At 41.1% G+C, this 16,478-nt stretch carries 16 protein-coding genes; 8 read left to right on the plus strand and 8 right to left on the minus strand.

Annotated features, from left to right (window positions below; genetic code table 11):
* The first annotated feature begins 536 nt into the window (after nucleotides 1–536).
* The 3 genes from QE404_RS04200 (at nucleotide 537) to QE404_RS04210 (ending at nucleotide 3,237) form a co-directional block, all read left to right on the plus strand.
* Complete coding sequence (locus tag QE404_RS04200) at nucleotides 537–1,181, plus strand: MgtC/SapB family protein (protein WP_307446904.1); 645 nt, start codon at nucleotides 537–539, stop codon at nucleotides 1,179–1,181.
* 15 nt (nucleotides 1,182–1,196) lie between these two features.
* Nucleotides 1,197–1,577: a hypothetical protein gene (locus QE404_RS04205; protein WP_307446907.1), complete on the plus strand. Its 381-nt coding sequence runs from the start codon at nucleotides 1,197–1,199 to the stop codon at nucleotides 1,575–1,577.
* 157 nt (nucleotides 1,578–1,734) lie between these two features.
* Nucleotides 1,735–3,237 carry a carbon-nitrogen hydrolase family protein gene (locus tag QE404_RS04210; RefSeq protein ID WP_307453720.1) on the plus strand — a complete coding sequence of 501 codons (1,503 nt, stop codon included), beginning with the start codon at nucleotides 1,735–1,737 and terminating at the stop codon, nucleotides 3,235–3,237.
* A gap of 51 nt (nucleotides 3,238–3,288) precedes the next feature.
* Here QE404_RS04210 and QE404_RS04215 read toward each other — a convergent pair whose 3' ends face one another.
* Nucleotides 3,289–3,456 (minus strand): bacteriocin-like protein, encoded by a 168-nt coding sequence (locus QE404_RS04215; protein ID WP_307446913.1) that lies wholly within the window; start codon nucleotides 3,454–3,456, stop codon nucleotides 3,289–3,291.
* Nucleotides 3,457–3,670: 214 nt separating this feature from the next.
* Nucleotides 3,671–3,835, minus strand: a complete 165-nt coding sequence (locus tag QE404_RS04220) for a bacteriocin-like protein (RefSeq protein ID WP_307446916.1) — start codon at nucleotides 3,833–3,835, stop codon at nucleotides 3,671–3,673.
* Between the two features lie 251 nt (nucleotides 3,836–4,086).
* Here QE404_RS04220 and QE404_RS04225 point away from each other — a divergent pair, with 251 nt between their 5' ends.
* Together QE404_RS04225 and QE404_RS04230 are read left to right on the plus strand one after the other, a co-directional pair.
* Nucleotides 4,087–5,736 (plus strand): ABC1 kinase family protein, encoded by a 1,650-nt coding sequence (locus QE404_RS04225; RefSeq protein ID WP_307446918.1) that lies wholly within the window; start codon nucleotides 4,087–4,089, stop codon nucleotides 5,734–5,736.
* A gap of 142 nt (nucleotides 5,737–5,878) precedes the next feature.
* Nucleotides 5,879–7,231: a DEAD/DEAH box helicase gene (locus tag QE404_RS04230; protein ID WP_307446921.1), complete on the plus strand. Its 1,353-nt coding sequence runs from the start codon at nucleotides 5,879–5,881 to the stop codon at nucleotides 7,229–7,231.
* A gap of 56 nt (nucleotides 7,232–7,287) precedes the next feature.
* On the opposite strand, the gene QE404_RS04235 is transcribed toward QE404_RS04230, so the two are convergent.
* The 5 genes from QE404_RS04235 to QE404_RS04255 all read right to left on the minus strand — a co-directional run bounded on the left by QE404_RS04235 (nucleotide 7,288) and on the right by QE404_RS04255 (nucleotide 11,065).
* Entirely contained in the window at nucleotides 7,288–7,944 is a 657-nt protein-coding gene (locus QE404_RS04235) for a GDSL-type esterase/lipase family protein (protein WP_307446924.1), read from the minus strand.
* Nucleotides 7,945–8,013: 69 nt separating this feature from the next.
* Nucleotides 8,014–8,475, minus strand: a complete 462-nt coding sequence (locus QE404_RS04240) for a lipocalin family protein (protein WP_307446928.1) — start codon at nucleotides 8,473–8,475, stop codon at nucleotides 8,014–8,016.
* Nucleotides 8,476–8,668: 193 nt separating this feature from the next.
* Nucleotides 8,669–9,832, minus strand: coding sequence for an iron-containing alcohol dehydrogenase (locus tag QE404_RS04245; protein ID WP_307446931.1), 1,164 nt, complete (start codon nucleotides 9,830–9,832; stop codon nucleotides 8,669–8,671).
* Nucleotides 9,833–10,018: 186 nt separating this feature from the next.
* Nucleotides 10,019–10,624, minus strand: a complete 606-nt coding sequence (locus QE404_RS04250) for a hypothetical protein (RefSeq protein ID WP_307446933.1) — start codon at nucleotides 10,622–10,624, stop codon at nucleotides 10,019–10,021.
* A gap of 36 nt (nucleotides 10,625–10,660) precedes the next feature.
* Entirely contained in the window at nucleotides 10,661–11,065 is a 405-nt protein-coding gene (locus tag QE404_RS04255) for a hypothetical protein (RefSeq protein ID WP_307446936.1), read from the minus strand.
* Nucleotides 11,066–11,238: 173 nt separating this feature from the next.
* Between QE404_RS04255 and QE404_RS04260 the strand changes: the two genes are divergently transcribed.
* From QE404_RS04260 to QE404_RS04270, 3 genes are all read left to right on the plus strand, one after another.
* A complete protein-coding gene (locus QE404_RS04260; RefSeq protein WP_307446938.1) occupies nucleotides 11,239–13,773 on the plus strand; it encodes a phosphoenolpyruvate carboxylase in 2,535 nt (844 codons plus the stop codon).
* Nucleotides 13,774–13,932: 159 nt separating this feature from the next.
* Complete coding sequence (locus tag QE404_RS04265) at nucleotides 13,933–14,157, plus strand: DUF2798 domain-containing protein (RefSeq protein ID WP_307446941.1); 225 nt, start codon at nucleotides 13,933–13,935, stop codon at nucleotides 14,155–14,157.
* Between the two features lie 20 nt (nucleotides 14,158–14,177).
* Nucleotides 14,178–14,747 carry a Crp/Fnr family transcriptional regulator gene (locus QE404_RS04270; protein WP_307446945.1) on the plus strand — a complete coding sequence of 190 codons (570 nt, stop codon included), beginning with the start codon at nucleotides 14,178–14,180 and terminating at the stop codon, nucleotides 14,745–14,747.
* Between the two features lie 120 nt (nucleotides 14,748–14,867).
* On the opposite strand, the gene QE404_RS04275 is transcribed toward QE404_RS04270, so the two are convergent.
* Nucleotides 14,868–16,472, minus strand: coding sequence for a S8 family peptidase (locus QE404_RS04275; protein ID WP_307446947.1), 1,605 nt, complete (start codon nucleotides 16,470–16,472; stop codon nucleotides 14,868–14,870).
* Nucleotides 16,473–16,478: the final 6 nt, after the last annotated feature.

The following is a 16,478-nucleotide window of genomic DNA, read 5'->3' on the forward strand; positions in this document are numbered from 1 at the left end:
TTTATGCCTGAAAACCAATATGTTTTTCACATTTTAGAAATTTCTTTTTTATGTGATCTATAGATTATATATTGATTTTTTTATCGTTCACAGGATAAGATGATTAAGCGGATTTTTGAATTGATATTCTGAAACCTTCATCATTTTCACTTTACGCATAAAGAAATTCGTTAATCACATAGAGGATTTTCATTGATTTGTTCTTCCTGTTATCGTTATTTTTCTTATATGTTAAATCTGCTGTGGTTTTTATTTTATGGATGTCTCGCGGATTTCGGAGATTATGCAGATATTTTTTATTCTAAAACCTAGATCATCTCCTTTCACTCGTAAAGAATTTCACAAATTTCATAGAAGTTTGCTAGGATGTGTTCTTCTTGTTTTCAAAATTGTATCTTAAATTTTCTTGTATGTTAATCATCATTCATATATGGCCTTATTGTTTCAGTGTTACGATCCGGAAATTTTACATTTTTTTGATGTTGTCAGCATATGATCGTAATCATTTATTTCATAATTTTAATCTTTATTCTATTATGAAATTACTGGGAGCATTCACACTGGGCAATGATTTTTTACTGATCTTTATTTCTGTTCTTATTGGGCTTATGATCGGGGCTGAGCGGGAATACCGGAATAAATCGGCCGGGCTCAGGACGTTTATTCTCGTGAGCTTCGGCTCCTGTCTGTTCACCATACTTTCCCTGAAAATCGGAATTGCCAATCCGGATCGTCTTGCTGCCAATATTATTACGGGAATCGGATTTCTCGGGGCAGGGGTTATCTTCAAAGACGATAACAAAATAGGAGGGATCACTACGGCAACCACCATCTGGGCTACTGCCTCTTTAGGTATGTGCCTGGGGTCAGGGCATATCTACCTTTCCTTACTCGGGATGGTGCTGGTATTGCTGGTCCTTACATCGCTCACTTATCTTCAGGATTATATTGACAGCCGGCATAAAATCCGGGAGTACCACATTACCGTAGATGTTCAGGATGGACTTGAATATTGTGAAAATATTTTTATCAGGCATCACCTGAAATTTTCTGTACTCAGGCAGCAGTATAGTCCGGACAGCCTTTCCACAACATGGAAAATCACGGGCAATATGCAAAATCATGATGCAATGGTAAATCAGATGATGCGTGACAGCCGCATTCGTGCGTATCAATTTTAATTCAAAAATATATTTATGGACATCAAAGAAAAAAGCATCCGGTATAATGATCTATGGCTTAAAGAACCGGAAGAACATGATTTTCCCGCTGCTTTGGATTATCTGGAACTTCTTTTTGAACCCGAAACTGCTGCCGGTTTGGTAACGCAGCTCAAGCAGGCCAAAACCATCCGGAAAAAAGCTAAAGATCTTTTCCGGGCCAGCAGGCTTCCGTTGCTTCCCAGGGATAATATCCATGTGAAGGAAAACCTTAAAAAAGTTAAGAACAAGAAAAAACTTTCTCCCATTCTGCTCGTCAGAGGTAAGGAAAGGCTGATCATAGCAGACGGTTACCACAGGCTGTGTTGCAGTTATTATCTCACAGAAGACCTGGAAGTTCCCTGCAGGCTGGTTTAAGTTCTGTAATGATCATACATCTATATAGAATGATTATCTAATCAAAGATGGCTATTTATGATATATTATAAATGATGAATAAAGATCATCGTAAAACCGGTAAAACTTTAGCTGAATTTTTTTTACTTATATTTAATGTAAATTTACAATACATCAGATGCAAATAGAAACAAGAGCCCTCAATGTCGGGGATTATGAAGAACTGGTAGCTACCATGAGGCGTGCTTATCCTAATATGTCAGAATATGTCTGGTCTAAAAAAAGCATTGAAAAGCTGACTAAAATGTTTCCTGAAGGACAGATCTGTATTACCGTAGACGGAAAACTGGCTGCAGTAGCCCTTTCCATCATCGTTAACTATGATGAGTTCGGAGACGATCATACATATGCGGATATTACAGGGAATTATACTTTTAATACCCATACATCCAGCGGAAATGTCCTGTACGGGATCGAAGTATTTGTAGATCCTCAATACCGTGAACTAAGGCTGGCCAGAAGGCTGTATGATACCCGAAAAGAACTGTGTGAGCAGCTGAACCTTAAATCCATTATCCTGGGCGGCAGAATCCCTGATTACCATAAATACAGCCACGAATTGTCGGCAAGGGAATACATCCGTAAGGTTCGGGATAAGGAAATTTATGATTCCGTGCTGTCATTTCAGCTTTCCAACAATTTTTTACCGATCCGCGTCCTGAAAAAATACCTTCCTGAAGACGAATCTTCAAGAGAAAACGCGGTATTGCTGCAATGGAACAACATCTATTACAGCAAGAAACCAAATACCATGCAGGACAGCATCATCCGCCTCGGATTGGTACAATGGCAGATGAGGCACTTTAAAGACATCCATGCGTTCTATGAGCAGGTTGAGTTTTTTGTGAATGTGATGGGCGATTACAAATCTGATTTTGTCCTGTTTCCGGAACTCTTTAATACTCCGTTGCTGGCTCCGTTTAATAATCTTTCTGAACGGGACAGTATGATTGAACTTGCGAAGATGACGGATGAAATCAAAAGAAAAATTTCCGAATTCGCCATCAGCTACAATGTGAATATTATTTCTGGCAGCATGCCTGTATTTGAAAATAATGAACTGTATAATGCGAGCTACCTTCTTCACCGTGACGGAAGGATAGATGAATACCGCAAGGTCCATATTACGCCAAACGAAAGGAAATACTACGGAATGAAAGGCGGAAACGAAATCAGGGTGTTTGATACGGATTGCGGAAAAATAGGACTTGTGATCTGTTATGATGTCGAGTTTCCGGAACTTCCGAGGATTTTAGCGGATCAGGGCATGAAGATCCTGTTTGTTCCATATCTCACCGATACCCAGAATGCCTATATGAGGGTTCGCCACTGCGCCGCAGCCAGAGCGATTGAAAATGAATGTTATGTAGCTATTGCAGGCTGTGTCGGCAACCTTCCGGGGGTAAACAATATGGATATCCAGTTCGGTCAGGCTGCTGTGTTTACGCCATCCGACTTTGCTTTCCCTTCCAACGCCATCAAGGGAGAAGCAACCCCGAATACAGAAATGACCCTGATTGTAGACGTAGACCTGAACCTCTTGAAAGACCTCCACCATAACGGCTCCGTACAGGTCATGAAAGACCGGAGAAAGGACTTGTATGAAACTTACTTAAAATAAAAAGAACCAGAATGTCTATGACATTCTGGTTCTTTTTATTATTGACAAAGCTTATAAAACCTGCGGGCAAACTACAGCCGGACAGATCAGTCTCGGGCATCTTGGTCTTCCGTCATCAGGACAGCATTTGTTGGAACAGTTAGAAGCTATCGGTCCTACAGATCCGGCTCCGGTAACATTCTTCAGTTCAGTTCTTGAAAGTTTCTTTAAATTGTTCATAGGATAAATATTTTGTGAATTAATTTCTGTAAATATAATAAATTTTAGAATAGTATTTAGTTGGATAGAAATAATTGTGGCTTTATTGATAAATTAAGTGGCTTTATGGTTATTATTAATTTTTCAGTTAATCATAGACCGATAAAACCTGCTGCATCATATTCTGCAAAAAACAGAATGCTCAGGCATTCTGTTTTCTCTTTTACAAAGTTTGTTAAATCTGCGGGCAGGCTACAGGGGGACAGATCAGTCCCGGGCATTTTGGCCTACCTTCATCAGGGCAGCATTTGTAAGAACATTTAGAGGTAACCGGCCCTACAGATCCGGCTCCAGTTACATTCTTGAGATCAGTTCTTGAAAGTTTTTTTAAATTTTTCATAAGACAAATATTTGTGTATTAATTCCTATAAATATAAAAAAAATTGACGCAGTATCAATCGGGTGGGAAATAATTGAAATTTCTATTGATTAATTAGCAGGATAAGTGGTTTTATGATTCGTATTAATTTTCAGTTAAACTAACAAAAACTTGTCGTATTATATTAAAATCAATGAACTTAACGCAGCAAATACAGAATCCAACCCTTGGGAACAATTTTTGAATTACATTGCAGCCATTAATAAACACTTATGTTTGATAAGCAACAAAGAAAGCTGAAACGATCAGCGCGGCTGATCTCAGTGCTCAGCAAATACGGATTCAGGGATCTGCTTGCCAGAATGAATGGCGGCAATAAACAGGAGGATGCCGGCGGAGATGTCGACCTGGATAGTTCAAAAGGAACAGTATATGAGAGAATACGGATGGTTCTGGAAGAATTGGGACCTACTTTTGTTAAACTCGGGCAGTCATTCAGTAACCGGGAGGACCTGTTGCCGATTGAACTGATCCGCGAACTGGAAAAACTTCAGGATAAAGTGGAAACAGTAGCCATGAACGTAGGGGAAATCCTTGAAAATGAGCTTGATATTTCCGTAGAGGATCACTTTCTTGAAATCGATGAAAAGCCACTGGCTACCGCATCCATCGCCCAGGTATACCGTGCCGTACTGAAAGACGGAAGCCCGGTTATCCTTAAAATTAAAAAGCCTAATGTACAGGCTGTTATTGAAGATGACCTGCTGCTGATCAAAGACCTTGAAAAGCTGGTTTCTTCCTATTCCGATATAGGGGAGCGGCTGAACCTGAAACAGGCGATTTCCACTTTTGAAAAATCTCTTTTGGAAGAAATTTCCCTGATTAACGAAAAAGAAAATATCCTGCAGTTTGCAAGGAATTTTAAAAATGAACCTGAAACCTACGTCCCGAAGGTCTACGAGGAACTTTCCAATAACAATGTGCTGTGTATGGAGTTCATCGACGGGATCAAAGTAACGGATCTTTCCGGGCTTCGGAACCACGGGCTGGATCCGGTAAAAATATCCGAAGTAGGATTGAGGCTTTTCGTTTCCCAGATCCTGGATTACGGCTTTTTCCATGCAGACCCGCATGCCGGGAATATCCTGGTGAAAAAAGACGGAAAAGTAGTATTCATCGATTTTGGGGCTGTAGGTAAAATTCAGCCGAATGACAAGGAGATCCTGGAAGAGCTTATCGTAAGTTTCGTGGCTAAAAATGCACGCAAGATCGTACGGTCCCTCAAAAAAATGGCCATCAGGTATGAAATTCCCGATGAAAGAAAGTTTGAATCCGATGTACAGGAAATCATCAATTATATCCATAGTGCCTCATTGCAGGACATTGATGTGCAGGATATCATCAATACCATGAAGGACGTACTGCAGGAAAACCGCTTGTATATGCCCGGCTATTTCTACCTTTTGTTTAAAGGCATCAGCCTGATAGAAGGGGTAGGGCGCAACATCAATCCGGATCTGGATATCGTGAAAAGCCTGCATCCGTACACCAAAAAAATCCTTGCCCGGAAAATAAATCCTAAAAATCTTCTTAAAAGCGGGATGGACCGTATGATGGATTTTACAGACAGCGTAGATGAGATCCCACGAGAACTTCGGTCTGTCCTTCAGAAACTGGATGAGAATAAGTTCACCATTTCCAGCGAAATTAAGAATATGGATACCATCGGAAAGCTGATCAGGTCAAGCGTTACCAATATTATTTTAGCCATTGTACTGGGAGCCAACATCATTGCAACAGCCGTTGTTATGGTCTCGGAAAAAGGACCGAAAATAGGGGAGATGTCTTTGATTGCCATATTAGGATTTGTCTTTTCTGTTTTCCTGGTTCTGGTGCTTTTGCTGAGGGTTAACAGGAAATAAGGGATGAGTAAGTAGTAATGAGTAATCATTAGGCAATGTTGGTTTAAGGAATGATCGGGTTTAAAATTAAAATGTAGCGGTGGCTTGTGCAAGGTAATCAGGCTGCTGTGAATGACAAATAATTAATACCTATCTTTGCACCATGGAAAAACTCACTTTTGCAGATTTTGATCTTCCGGTTAAGATCCTTGATGTTTTGGCGGATATGGAATTGTTTGAGCCTACCCCTATTCAGGAAAAAAGCTTAAAACCTATACTTTCCGGAAGAGACGTTATGGGAATTGCCCAGACCGGAACCGGAAAGACCTTAGCTTACCTTTTACCGGTGCTCAAAACCTGGAAATATAATAAAAACGGCAATCCTACTGTTGTGATCCTGGTTCCTACTCGGGAACTCGTGGTACAGGTGACGGAAATTCTGGAAAAACTGACCGAAAATATTACGGCAAGAGTAATCGGTATCTATGGCGGGAAAAACATCAATACCCAAAAACTGTTGTTCAATGATGGCTGTGATATTCTGGTGGGAACACCGGGCAGGGTTATGGACTTAGCCATTGACAATGCCATTTCACTCAGGGAAGTCCAAAAGCTGATTATTGATGAGTTTGACGAAATGCTGAACCTGGGATTCAGGCCACAGCTGACCCATATTTTTGAAATGATGAAAGAGAAAAGGCAGAACATTCTTTTCTCCGCTACCATGACGGAAGCTGTAGACGAAATGCTGGACGAGTATTTTGCCAGTCCGGTAGAGATTTCTCTGGCCAAATCCGGAACTCCGCTGGAAAAAATAGAACAGTCTGCCTATAAGGTAGAAAACTTCAATACCAAGATCAATCTCCTCGAGCATTTGCTGAAAAACGATGCAGAAATGTCCAAGGTCCTGATTTTTAACAATAATAAAAGGCATGCCGATCTTTTATTCAACAAAATAGATGAGCTTTTCCCGGAGCAGTTTGATGTGATCCATTCCAATAAATCACAGAATTACAGGCTGAAAGCCATGAAAAGATTTGAAAATGAAGAAATCCGCGGGCTGATTACCACAGATGTGATGGCCAGGGGACTGGATATCTCAGACATTACCCATGTAATCAATTTTGAAGTTCCGGATGTTCCTGAACAGTATATTCACAGGATCGGAAGAACAGGTAGGGCAGATAAGGATGGTAAAGCCATTACTTTGGTGACTAAAAAAGAGGAAACACTCATCCTGGATATTGAATTGCTGATGGATAAGGAACTAAAGTATCTTGAATTTCCTGAAGCGGTTAAGATCAATCCAAAAAAGATCGCTGATGAAGAAGAGCATATTGCGATGAAAAATCCTGCTCAGGTAAAACTGAATGATGGAGGAGGCGCATTCCATGATAAAAAGGATAAAAATAAGAAAGAAAACTGGGGCGGGCCTTCCAAAAGAAAAGCTCCCAAGAAATTCGGAGCCAACCGTGCACAGCAGAAAGCAAAATCGAAATCCAAAAGAAAGAAATAATAAAAAACTCCCGGAAAAATTTTCCGGGAGTTTTTTATTGCAGATGGAGAGCAATATTATTTCATGTAAGGCTTCATTACAGAAGTCCAGAGGCGATAGCCTTCAGGCGTCATGTGGAGCATATCTCCTACGAAAAGCTCTTTCCTCACCTTTCCCGAAGCATCCTGCATCACTTTGGTGATATCAATGAATTCAGCATTCGGTTCCCTGTTCATAAAAGCTTCTATCTCCCTGTTGGCTTCCTTCATCTGAGGCCAAAGGTTTTCGCGGCTTGGCGAATACTTTATGGAAATATAATCGACTTCAATTTTTGGGAACCGTGCCCGGATCTTTTTATAAAAAGTCTTAAAGCGGTCTACAACAGCCTGGGCTTTTAAATCCTTATCATCAGCAAAATCGTTTTCGCCGCAGTAGATAATAATCTGCTTAGGCCGGTAAGGGTTCAGGAGGTCATCGGCATAGTTATTCAGGTCCGTTAATCTGGATCCTCCGAAACCTCTGTTGATAATCGTTTTATCAGGAAAATAGCTGGCAACATCAGTCCATTTCGTAAATGACGAGCTCCCGATCAAAAGGATGGCATCCTTTGGCGGCGGGTTTTCCTGATCCAATTTTTTAAAATTCTGGATGTCCTGCCAGTACATCGGTTTTTTTTCCTGGGTAAAGAAAAAGGCAAAGGCTAGCAAAAGGAATGCTGATAAGATCTTCTTCATTGTTTACTGTTTTAATACATTAATTCTTCGTTTCATAAAAAACTCCCGATATTTCGGGAGCATTTATTATTATCTTTTGTAAGAAATATAGGTGACATCAACAACCTGGTCTCCGTTTTCATCTATATTATCAAATAATTTCATCAGTTTCAGTTCCGTGCTGGTGAGGATCACTACTTTATATTTTCTTTCACTGTCATTCAGGTACTTGATATTCAAGTCTTTCGTGTCTGTATCATAGGTGTACGTTCCTTCCGTTTTTCCGTTTATCTGGCAGTTGGTACCGTTGCCTGAATAATAAGTATAAGAAGTAGAATAATCAATACTGAAATAGTATGTGTCATTTGCAGCACATCCGGTAGGTGTGGAAGTTGACAGTACTGTTTTATTGTCTTTTCCGGAAATAACTTCTTTTTTAACTTCTTTCCAATCTCCTTTCATCATATCTAATTCATATCCCTGGATGTCATCATCATTACATGAAGTAAGAGCCAATGCGGAAAAGGCAAATAAAAGTAGCTGTTTTTTCATTTTTACAAATTTAGAATATGCTAAAATATAAATAAATTTGAAATATCCGTAATGAAATAACGGTTTTTTAAATGAATATATACAGATAAAAGATATATAAAAGAAGTATAGATGGGAAATTTCACATCATCCAGATCAGAATTTTCAAAAATAATGGTTTTACCTTTGAATCCTGATCTGAATTCATGATGTATTAATAACTCATTTCTACGATCTGATAGGCATCTTCCGGACTAAGCGCTTTATATTCACCCAATCCCAGCCAGTTCCTTTCCGTAAAGGCTTTCTTCACCCGCTCAGCGGTATTCTGATAGTCTTCCACATAGTCTGAAAGCCTGGTCTGGATGTGCAGGCTGTGGAAAAAGTCTTCCATTTTTCTGATTCCCGCTTCTGCTTTTTCTTCCACACTACCTTCAGTTATATTCCATACTCTTTCCGCATACTGAGCCAGTTTTTCTTTTTTCGTCTCAAAATTGTATCGGTAATGCGACGGAGCGATGATCGCGAGTGTTCTGGCATGGTCAATACCGTAGTATGCGGTCAGTTCATGTCCCATAGCATGTACTGCCCAGTCGGTAATAACCCCTTTTTGGATCAGCCCGTTCAGTGCCATGGTACAGCACCACATGAAATTTCCAGCGGCATCATAATCAAAGTCTTCTTCCATCACCTTAGGCGCAGTCTGCTGCAGGCTGATCAGGATGCTTTCTGCGATCCTTTCCTGCAGGTCTGCTGATGAAGGTGCGGTCATATACTGTTCCAGGACATGGGTATAGGCATCCGTAATCCCGTTGGCAATCTGGTTTTTCGGGATAGAACGTACCACTTCAGGGTCAAGCACGGAGAACTGCGGGAATAATCCTGGACCGCCGGAAGACAGCTTTTCGTTCGTTTCCCTCCTGGAAATCACATATCCGGAATTCATTTCAGAGCCGGTAGCCGGTAGCGTAAGGATGGTTCCGAAGGGCATTCCCTGGCCTTCAAAAGTCCTAACCGGTTTCTTCAGTATTTCCCAAGGTTCACCTTCATATTGTGCTGCTGCGGATAGAAATTTTGTTCCGTCGATTACAGAACCGCCACCCACAGCTAAGAGGTAGTTGATGTTTTTTTCTTTGATGAAGGTCAGGGCATTGATCAGTACTTCATATTCCGGGTTAGCCGGCACACCGCCGAATTCATAGAATTCAAAGTCAGCAAGAGCTTTTCTTACCTGGTCGTACACGCCATTGTTTTTGATGCTTCCGCCTCCGTAAATCATTAATATTTTAGCTCCCTCAGGAATTTCTTTTTCAATCTTGGCAATTTCGCCTTTTCCGAAAAGTATTTTAGTTGGATTTTTAAACTCGAAATTAAGCATTGTTCTAAATTTATGATAGACCAAATGTACGCAATGCCCGATGAAAATTGAGTTAATAAAGTTTTAAAATTGATATGACACGTTTTTATGAAAGCTATTGCATGGATTAGGAAATGTAAAATATACTATTCTTAAGCCCATTACACCTTGTCAGGGTTCCGAACCCTGACAAGGTTCAACAATATCTTAATTCTTTATGCAGTCTTCCCCTTTAAAATAGACCCCGTTGCTTTTGCTTTTTAAATGGCCGGTCTTTCTGTTGATGGTGATGAAAAACGATTCTTTGGTAAAAGGGCATTTTTTCATTTTTGAAAGATAGAGAAAGACATATTGATCATCCATCCTGTAAGAACTGCCCAGGATATCGGCTGTATCCACGAGAAATCCGTACGTATTGGCGATCAGGACGGCTTCTGGCAGGTTATCTACAGAACCGATGAAATCCCTGAGTTGCCGCTCGGTAGAAAAATATTTTGTCCTTCCGCTTTCACAGGCCATCAGATAGGAATAACAGTTTTCTCCCAGGCATTGCTGGAAGAAACCTTTTTCCGGAGCCGGGTCATTAAGTGTCATGTAGGGAGGCATCTGGCTTTCGTAGATCACGGCCTTATCCGGATCTGTATTATTGTGCAGTACAGACCAGTAATCGTATTTTTGATCTGGAACTACAAAAGGATAAAGCAGTTCCGTATTATCGAGAATTTCCGGGATTCTTTTAAAATCAGAAGGAATGGATTTCTGACCACAGGCTAAAACCGAATATAAAAAAAGAACCGGAAGAAGTAATTTCATTGGAAATACATTTTTGCAGAGGTAGTTAAGCATATATTATTCCAATATGATTTTGTAATATCCATTTTCATCCTTAACATCGATGCCAATCCCGGTAAATGTCAGTTTATTAATCTGGTATCCGTCACAACCTCCTTTGAATTCGGATGACTGGATCGAAAAATTGAAATTTTTTAAGGCAGACTGAAAGGTATAGTTTTTTGTGCCGTTATAAGCCCCTACATTTTCAAGGATAATCCTGTCGTCGGAGGTTTTGGTCAGCTGTATATTATTCTGGTTTTCCTCAGTTACAGAATAGGGAGAAAGGCTTCCGTTGGTGATCAGGTTTTCATTATTTGAATTCACAAATTCAAAAATGATGGGCTGAGGCGCATTATAGCACGTCTCGCCACACGCCGTGAGCATTAAGCATGCAAAGAGAAATAATAGCAGTTGTTTCATGTGGTGCACTGATTTCTGTGCAATTAAAATTAGTCAATAAAATTTTAACCTTAAAATTATTTTTTCCGGATAAAATGTAAATAGCAGATCATAAAAAAGAAATTAATCAAAATTTAATCGGCTTTCAGCGGTATACCATTTGAATTCACTTTAAAATCCATTACATTTGTTATATGATACACGACCAGCGCGCAGAAAAATTCAGGCAGATCGTTGAAAATAAATACCAGATCTACAACTCACTCTTCATGAGTTTGCCTTATGATAAAATGACTAATATCGGGATGCTGTTGCCCTTCCTCAGCGAAGAAAGCAAGGCAGGCTATGAAGCCGGGAAAACCCCTGAAGAAATTGTCGAAGAATTTTTTAAAAACCATACCGACCTGCAGACGGAAGAGCAGAAACTTGAGCTGCTGTTCAAGATCATCCAATATATCGAACGCCAGGTGGTATTGTTTGACAGTATAGAAGATGCTGCGTTTCCCAATCTTCATTCGGAGAGCGACAGCGGGACGATAACGAATTTGTATGAACGCTCTGTGCAGGACAATAAACTGGATAAAGTGAGGGAAAAGCTGAAAGATTTCTCTGTAAAAGTGGTCTTTACGGCGCATCCCACCCAATTTTATCCAAGTTCGGTACAACGGATCATCCAGGACCTGAGAAGGGCTATTGCTGCAGATTCCGTTACCAACATCGATATGCTGTTGCAGCAGCTGGGAAAAACCCCGTTCGTCAATAAACAAAAGCCTACGCCTGTAGATGAGGCTATGAGCATTATTTCATATCTGAGGTATGTCTATTATGATACCATCGGAGAATTATTCACCAAGATCCGGAAGATGTTCGGAAACGGTAACTTCCATCTGCCTGAGGATATTATACAGCTGGGCTTCTGGCCTGGCGGTGACCGGGACGGAAACCCTTTTGTAACCGCTGAAGTAACAAAAACAGTGGCGTGTGAACTGCATATTGCCATCCTGAAATCTTATTACAGCCATCTGAAATACATCAGGAGAAGGCTGAGCTTCCGGGGCGTTTCTGAGGTTCTGAATCAGCTGAATGACGAGTTGTACGGAGCCATTTTCAATGGCCGGGACATCAGCGCAGAAGACATTCTGAAAAGGGCAGAAGAGGCAGAAAATATACTTATTAACCAGCACAATGGCCTGTTTCTGGATCTTTTGATCAATTTCAGGGACCGTGTTAAGATTTTTGGGACACATTTTGCTACCCTCGATGTCCGCCAGGACAGCAGGATCAATCAGAAAGTGATTGATGAGGTCTTTGCAAAGCTGCATGGCGAGCGGGAAGCCGGCTTTGAAGAAAAATTCAGCCAGCTGATCCAACAGCAGGAGAAGGTGAATCCCGATGATTTTGAAGATATCGTTAAAGATACCCTGCTTACGGTTTCCCAGGTTGCAGAAATCCAGCAGCAGAACGGAATGAGAGGCATGAACCGATATATCATTTCCAATTCCGATGCAGTAAAAGATGTGATGAACGTCTATGCATTCTTTAAGGTTTGCGGGTACAAGGATGAAGAGATCAAAATGGATATTGTTCCGCTTTTTGAAACGATGGAAGGCCTTGCCAATGCTGAAAAAGTGATGCGCGACCTTTATGAACATCCGGTATATCAGAGACACCTGGAAAGGAGAGGAAATCAGCAGACCATCATGCTCGGGTTTTCAGACGGAACAAAAGACGGCGGATATCTGAAAGCCAACTGGGAAATCTACAAAGCCAAAGAAGTGCTGACCAGGCTTTCGGAAGAAAACGGAATTAAGGTTGTATTCTTTGACGGAAGGGGAGGCCCGCCGGCACGAGGTGGCGGAAAGACGCATGATTTCTATGCATCCCAGGGAAAAACCATTGCCAACCATAAGATTGAGCTGACCATCCAGGGGCAGACGATTACCAGTATTTTTGGAAATAAGGAACAGGCTACCTTCAATTTTGAGCAGTTGCTGACCGCAGGAATCGAAAATGATGTGTTTAAAAATTCAAAAAAAGATCTTACGGATGATGAAAAAGCCCTGATCATTGAACTGGCAGAAATCAGTTATCAGAAATATTCTGACCTGAAAGCGCATCCTATGTTTGTGCCTTACCTCCAGGAAATGAGTACCTTGGAATATTATGGCAAAACCAATATCGGAAGCCGGCCTTCCAAGCGCGGAAACGGTAACGAGCTGAAGTTTGAAGATCTTCGTGCGATCCCTTTTGTGGGTTCCTGGTCTCAGCTGAAACAGAATGTGCCAGGGTTTTTCGGATTCGGCTACGCCATGCAGCAGATGAAAGAGCAGGGAAGGTTTGAGGAAGTGATAGAATTGTATAAAGGATCGGATTTTTTCAAGACACTCGTTCTGAACTCCATGATGAGCATGAACAAAACCTATTTCCCGCTGACCTATTATATCAGGAATAACCCGAAATTCGGGGAGTTCTGGAATATCCTTTTCCATGAATACAGGCTTTCCAAAGAGATAATGCTCGAGCTTACCGGTTTCCATATGCTTCAGCAGGAAGATACACTATCCAGGAAATCTGTGAAAATCAGAGAACGTATAGTACTGCCGCTCTTAAGCATCCAGCAGTATGCGCTGATGAAAATTCAGAAAGGGGAAGGCAATAAGGAGGCTTATGAAAAACTGGTGACAAGATCCCTTTTCGGGAATATTAATGCGAGCAGGAATTCGGCTTAATATTCTTTAATTCAGAAATATTAGGCCCTATCACATAAATCCAAATAGGGTGTTTGTATTAAAAATTCAGATTTATTCATTTTTTGACTTATATCAAAGTTTAAAATTGGCAATCATTGCATTTTTGCATGGTTAATTAATTTATTAAACAATTCGAAAATGAAAAAGAAACATTTTAAGTACATTAACACTTTGTTTGTGGTGATACCAATGACCTTAATCATGGCATTTGTAGGTCTGATGCGCAATTACGGTTTTGGTGAAGGCTGGTTTTTAAAATTTATGAAGGCATGGAGCGTTATGCTGCCGGTCGCATATGCCGTGGCCTTCCTGATTATCCCCAATGCCAGAAAATTGGCGGAAAAATTAGCCGTAAAAGAATGAATTAGCAATTCGGTTATTATATGCACGAACAACTTGCACAGTACATCAGCAGCAAGATTACAGTCAGTGAAGATGAATTGAAGATGATTATTTCTTATTTCAGTCCTATGAAATTAAAGAAAAATGAACTTTTAGTAACACATGGACAAACCAGCCAACGAACTTTTTTCGTTGGTCACGGTTGCCTAAGGATATTCTTTATCAATAAAGACGGGCAGGAGGCCACCCGGTATTTTGCTTTTGAAAATCAGTTTGCTACTGCTTTGGTCAGTTTCATTACAGGAGAAACGTCTGAAGAATTCATACAAGCTGTTGAACATTCGGAGATATTATACATTAGGCATCAGGACTTTCATCATTTGCTCGAGATGATCCCACAGTGGGAAAAGTTTTACCGTTATTATCTTGAGCATGCTTACGTAAACAATACAAAACGGCTGATGTCTTTTCTGACGCAGGATGCCACCGAAAAATACCGTATGCTTCTTGAGGAAAATCCGGATATTGTAAGGCGGTTACCGAACAAAATGGTTGCTTCTTTTCTCAATATTTCCCATGAAACACTCAGCCGCGTGAAATCAAAAGTCTGACAGTTTCAGGTTTGTAGAAAGTCTATGAGAGTACATGCTAATGGATGCTAAATAAGTCAAAGAAGACCGGGGATATACAGTTAAACGGAGCAGCAACGATAAAAAAACATTTGAACAGGGTTATTCTTTAATGAATTTTTCATAATACACAGCATCCTTCGTCTGGATTTTCAGGTAGTATATTCCTACTGCAAGATCTTCGACTGACAATGATTTCTGATGATCCGTTTTCGCGATCAGCCTACCCAAACGATCATATATTTCAAGATGCATGATTTCGCTTTCTGATGCGATATGTAAAACATTCCGGACAGGATTCGGGAATATGGTAATGCTGTTCTCCTTTGTAAGCTCAGAGGTGTTTAGGGTCATATTATAAAACTGCCCGAAATTCAGGATTCCGTAACCCATCTGATCGGTATGCCCGGGGAAAAGAGAGGCTGTCTGCCTCAGCCGGTTGCGCATGAGATCCCTGTTCATGGTTGTAAAAGCCTGGATCAGGCAGGCAACGCCGCCCGCAGCAATAGGCGTGGCAATGGAGGTCCCGCTCACGGTGACCGTTGAATTATTGTCCACTGTTGCAGATAAGGTTCCCCTCGCGCTGGCATCCGGTTTAATGACTCCGACGGAATTGGGCCCGTATGAAGAAAATCCTGAAGATGCACCGGCTGAATCAACAGAGCCTATCGTAAATACCTGCGCATTGTCTGCCGGTGTGGTAATGTAATGCCAGCTGGTCTGTCCGGAATTCCCCGCAGCAATGAGTACAAAAATACCTTTACTAACAGCAATGCCGGCTGCCCTGGCAATGAAGGAAGTGGTTCCGTTCATATTGGCATACGTATAATTGTACCGGGAATCGTCAAAAGTAGAATAGCCTAAAGAAGTGGTGATCATATCAACCCCTTTCCGGTCGGCTTCTTCCGCTGCTTCAATCCAGTACAATTCTTCTTCCGGGATTTCTACTGTGGCGTTTTCGCTCCGGTACAGGTAAAAATCTGCATCAGGAGCAGAACCTACAAACGAATTGGTGATATAGCCTCCTATGGCACCTAAAACTACGGAACCATGGTTATTCAGAGCTGTATTGTAAATGTCCGTGCCCTTCGTAACAAAATCATATCCGCCTTTGATGTGGTTATTGGTCCATAATCTTGAAAAAGCAGCTCCGGTATTTACATAGGGAAATCCTGTGTCGATTACAGCTATCGTAACTCCTATGCCGGTATATCCTGCGAGATGTAAAGGCTTCAGGTTGATCTGATCGATCTGTTGGGTAGCGGAACCATAATCAAAGGTGGTCTGAAGGCTCTGGATGTCTGTCTGAGTCTGCCATTTATCAGTCTGCCATGTTTTAGTGGTGCCGGAGGTGTTTTTTGCAAAACTTTCCACTGACTGTACATATGTCTGGGATTGCAGCAGCTGGATCTGTGCCGGCGTAGCATTGACGGCAACACCGTTCAGCCATTTGGAGTAATCGACTACGGTAAATCCCAGATTCTGGATATTCTGGATATAAGCAGGTTCAACAGGAGCGTCCTGGTCGTTCAGAGCAATTCCCAGCGCTGTACGCCGGTTGAGGGATTTCTGACTGAGTTCAGAAAGCGGGTTGGCATAAAAGGCAGCTTTATTAGGCTTCCCGGTAAAATACACAAACACCAGCTGGGTTTGTGCAAAAATTACCGAGTAGGCTACGAGAAGTCCCAGAAGTACAGCTTTTTTCATACGGTT

The sequence above is a fragment of the Chryseobacterium camelliae genome (assembly GCF_030818575.1).
Classification (GTDB): domain Bacteria; phylum Bacteroidota; class Bacteroidia; order Flavobacteriales; family Weeksellaceae; genus Chryseobacterium; species Chryseobacterium camelliae_A.

Excerpts from the sequence above, each read along its gene's own strand:
- QE404_RS04200 (WP_307446904.1), top strand. The coding sequence starts at position 537 with ATGAAATTACTGGGAGCATTCACACTGGGCAATGATTTTTTACTGATC.
- QE404_RS04205 (WP_307446907.1), top strand. The coding sequence starts at position 1,197 with ATGGACATCAAAGAAAAAAGCATCCGGTATAATGATCTATGGCTTAAA.
- QE404_RS04210 (WP_307453720.1), top strand. The coding sequence starts at position 1,735 with ATGCAAATAGAAACAAGAGCCCTCAATGTCGGGGATTATGAAGAACTG.
- QE404_RS04215 (WP_307446913.1), bottom strand. The coding sequence starts at position 3,456 with ATGAACAATTTAAAGAAACTTTCAAGAACTGAACTGAAGAATGTTACC.
- QE404_RS04220 (WP_307446916.1), bottom strand. The coding sequence starts at position 3,835 with ATGAAAAATTTAAAAAAACTTTCAAGAACTGATCTCAAGAATGTAACT.
- QE404_RS04225 (WP_307446918.1), top strand. The coding sequence starts at position 4,087 with ATGTTTGATAAGCAACAAAGAAAGCTGAAACGATCAGCGCGGCTGATC.
- QE404_RS04230 (WP_307446921.1), top strand. The coding sequence starts at position 5,879 with ATGGAAAAACTCACTTTTGCAGATTTTGATCTTCCGGTTAAGATCCTT.
- QE404_RS04235 (WP_307446924.1), bottom strand. The coding sequence starts at position 7,944 with ATGAAGAAGATCTTATCAGCATTCCTTTTGCTAGCCTTTGCCTTTTTC.
- QE404_RS04240 (WP_307446928.1), bottom strand. The coding sequence starts at position 8,475 with ATGAAAAAACAGCTACTTTTATTTGCCTTTTCCGCATTGGCTCTTACT.
- QE404_RS04245 (WP_307446931.1), bottom strand. The coding sequence starts at position 9,832 with ATGCTTAATTTCGAGTTTAAAAATCCAACTAAAATACTTTTCGGAAAA.
- QE404_RS04250 (WP_307446933.1), bottom strand. The coding sequence starts at position 10,624 with ATGAAATTACTTCTTCCGGTTCTTTTTTTATATTCGGTTTTAGCCTGT.
- QE404_RS04255 (WP_307446936.1), bottom strand. The coding sequence starts at position 11,065 with ATGAAACAACTGCTATTATTTCTCTTTGCATGCTTAATGCTCACGGCG.
- QE404_RS04260 (WP_307446938.1), top strand. The coding sequence starts at position 11,239 with ATGATACACGACCAGCGCGCAGAAAAATTCAGGCAGATCGTTGAAAAT.
- QE404_RS04265 (WP_307446941.1), top strand. The coding sequence starts at position 13,933 with ATGAAAAAGAAACATTTTAAGTACATTAACACTTTGTTTGTGGTGATA.
- QE404_RS04270 (WP_307446945.1), top strand. The coding sequence starts at position 14,178 with ATGCACGAACAACTTGCACAGTACATCAGCAGCAAGATTACAGTCAGT.
- QE404_RS04275 (WP_307446947.1), bottom strand. The coding sequence starts at position 16,472 with ATGAAAAAAGCTGTACTTCTGGGACTTCTCGTAGCCTACTCGGTAATT.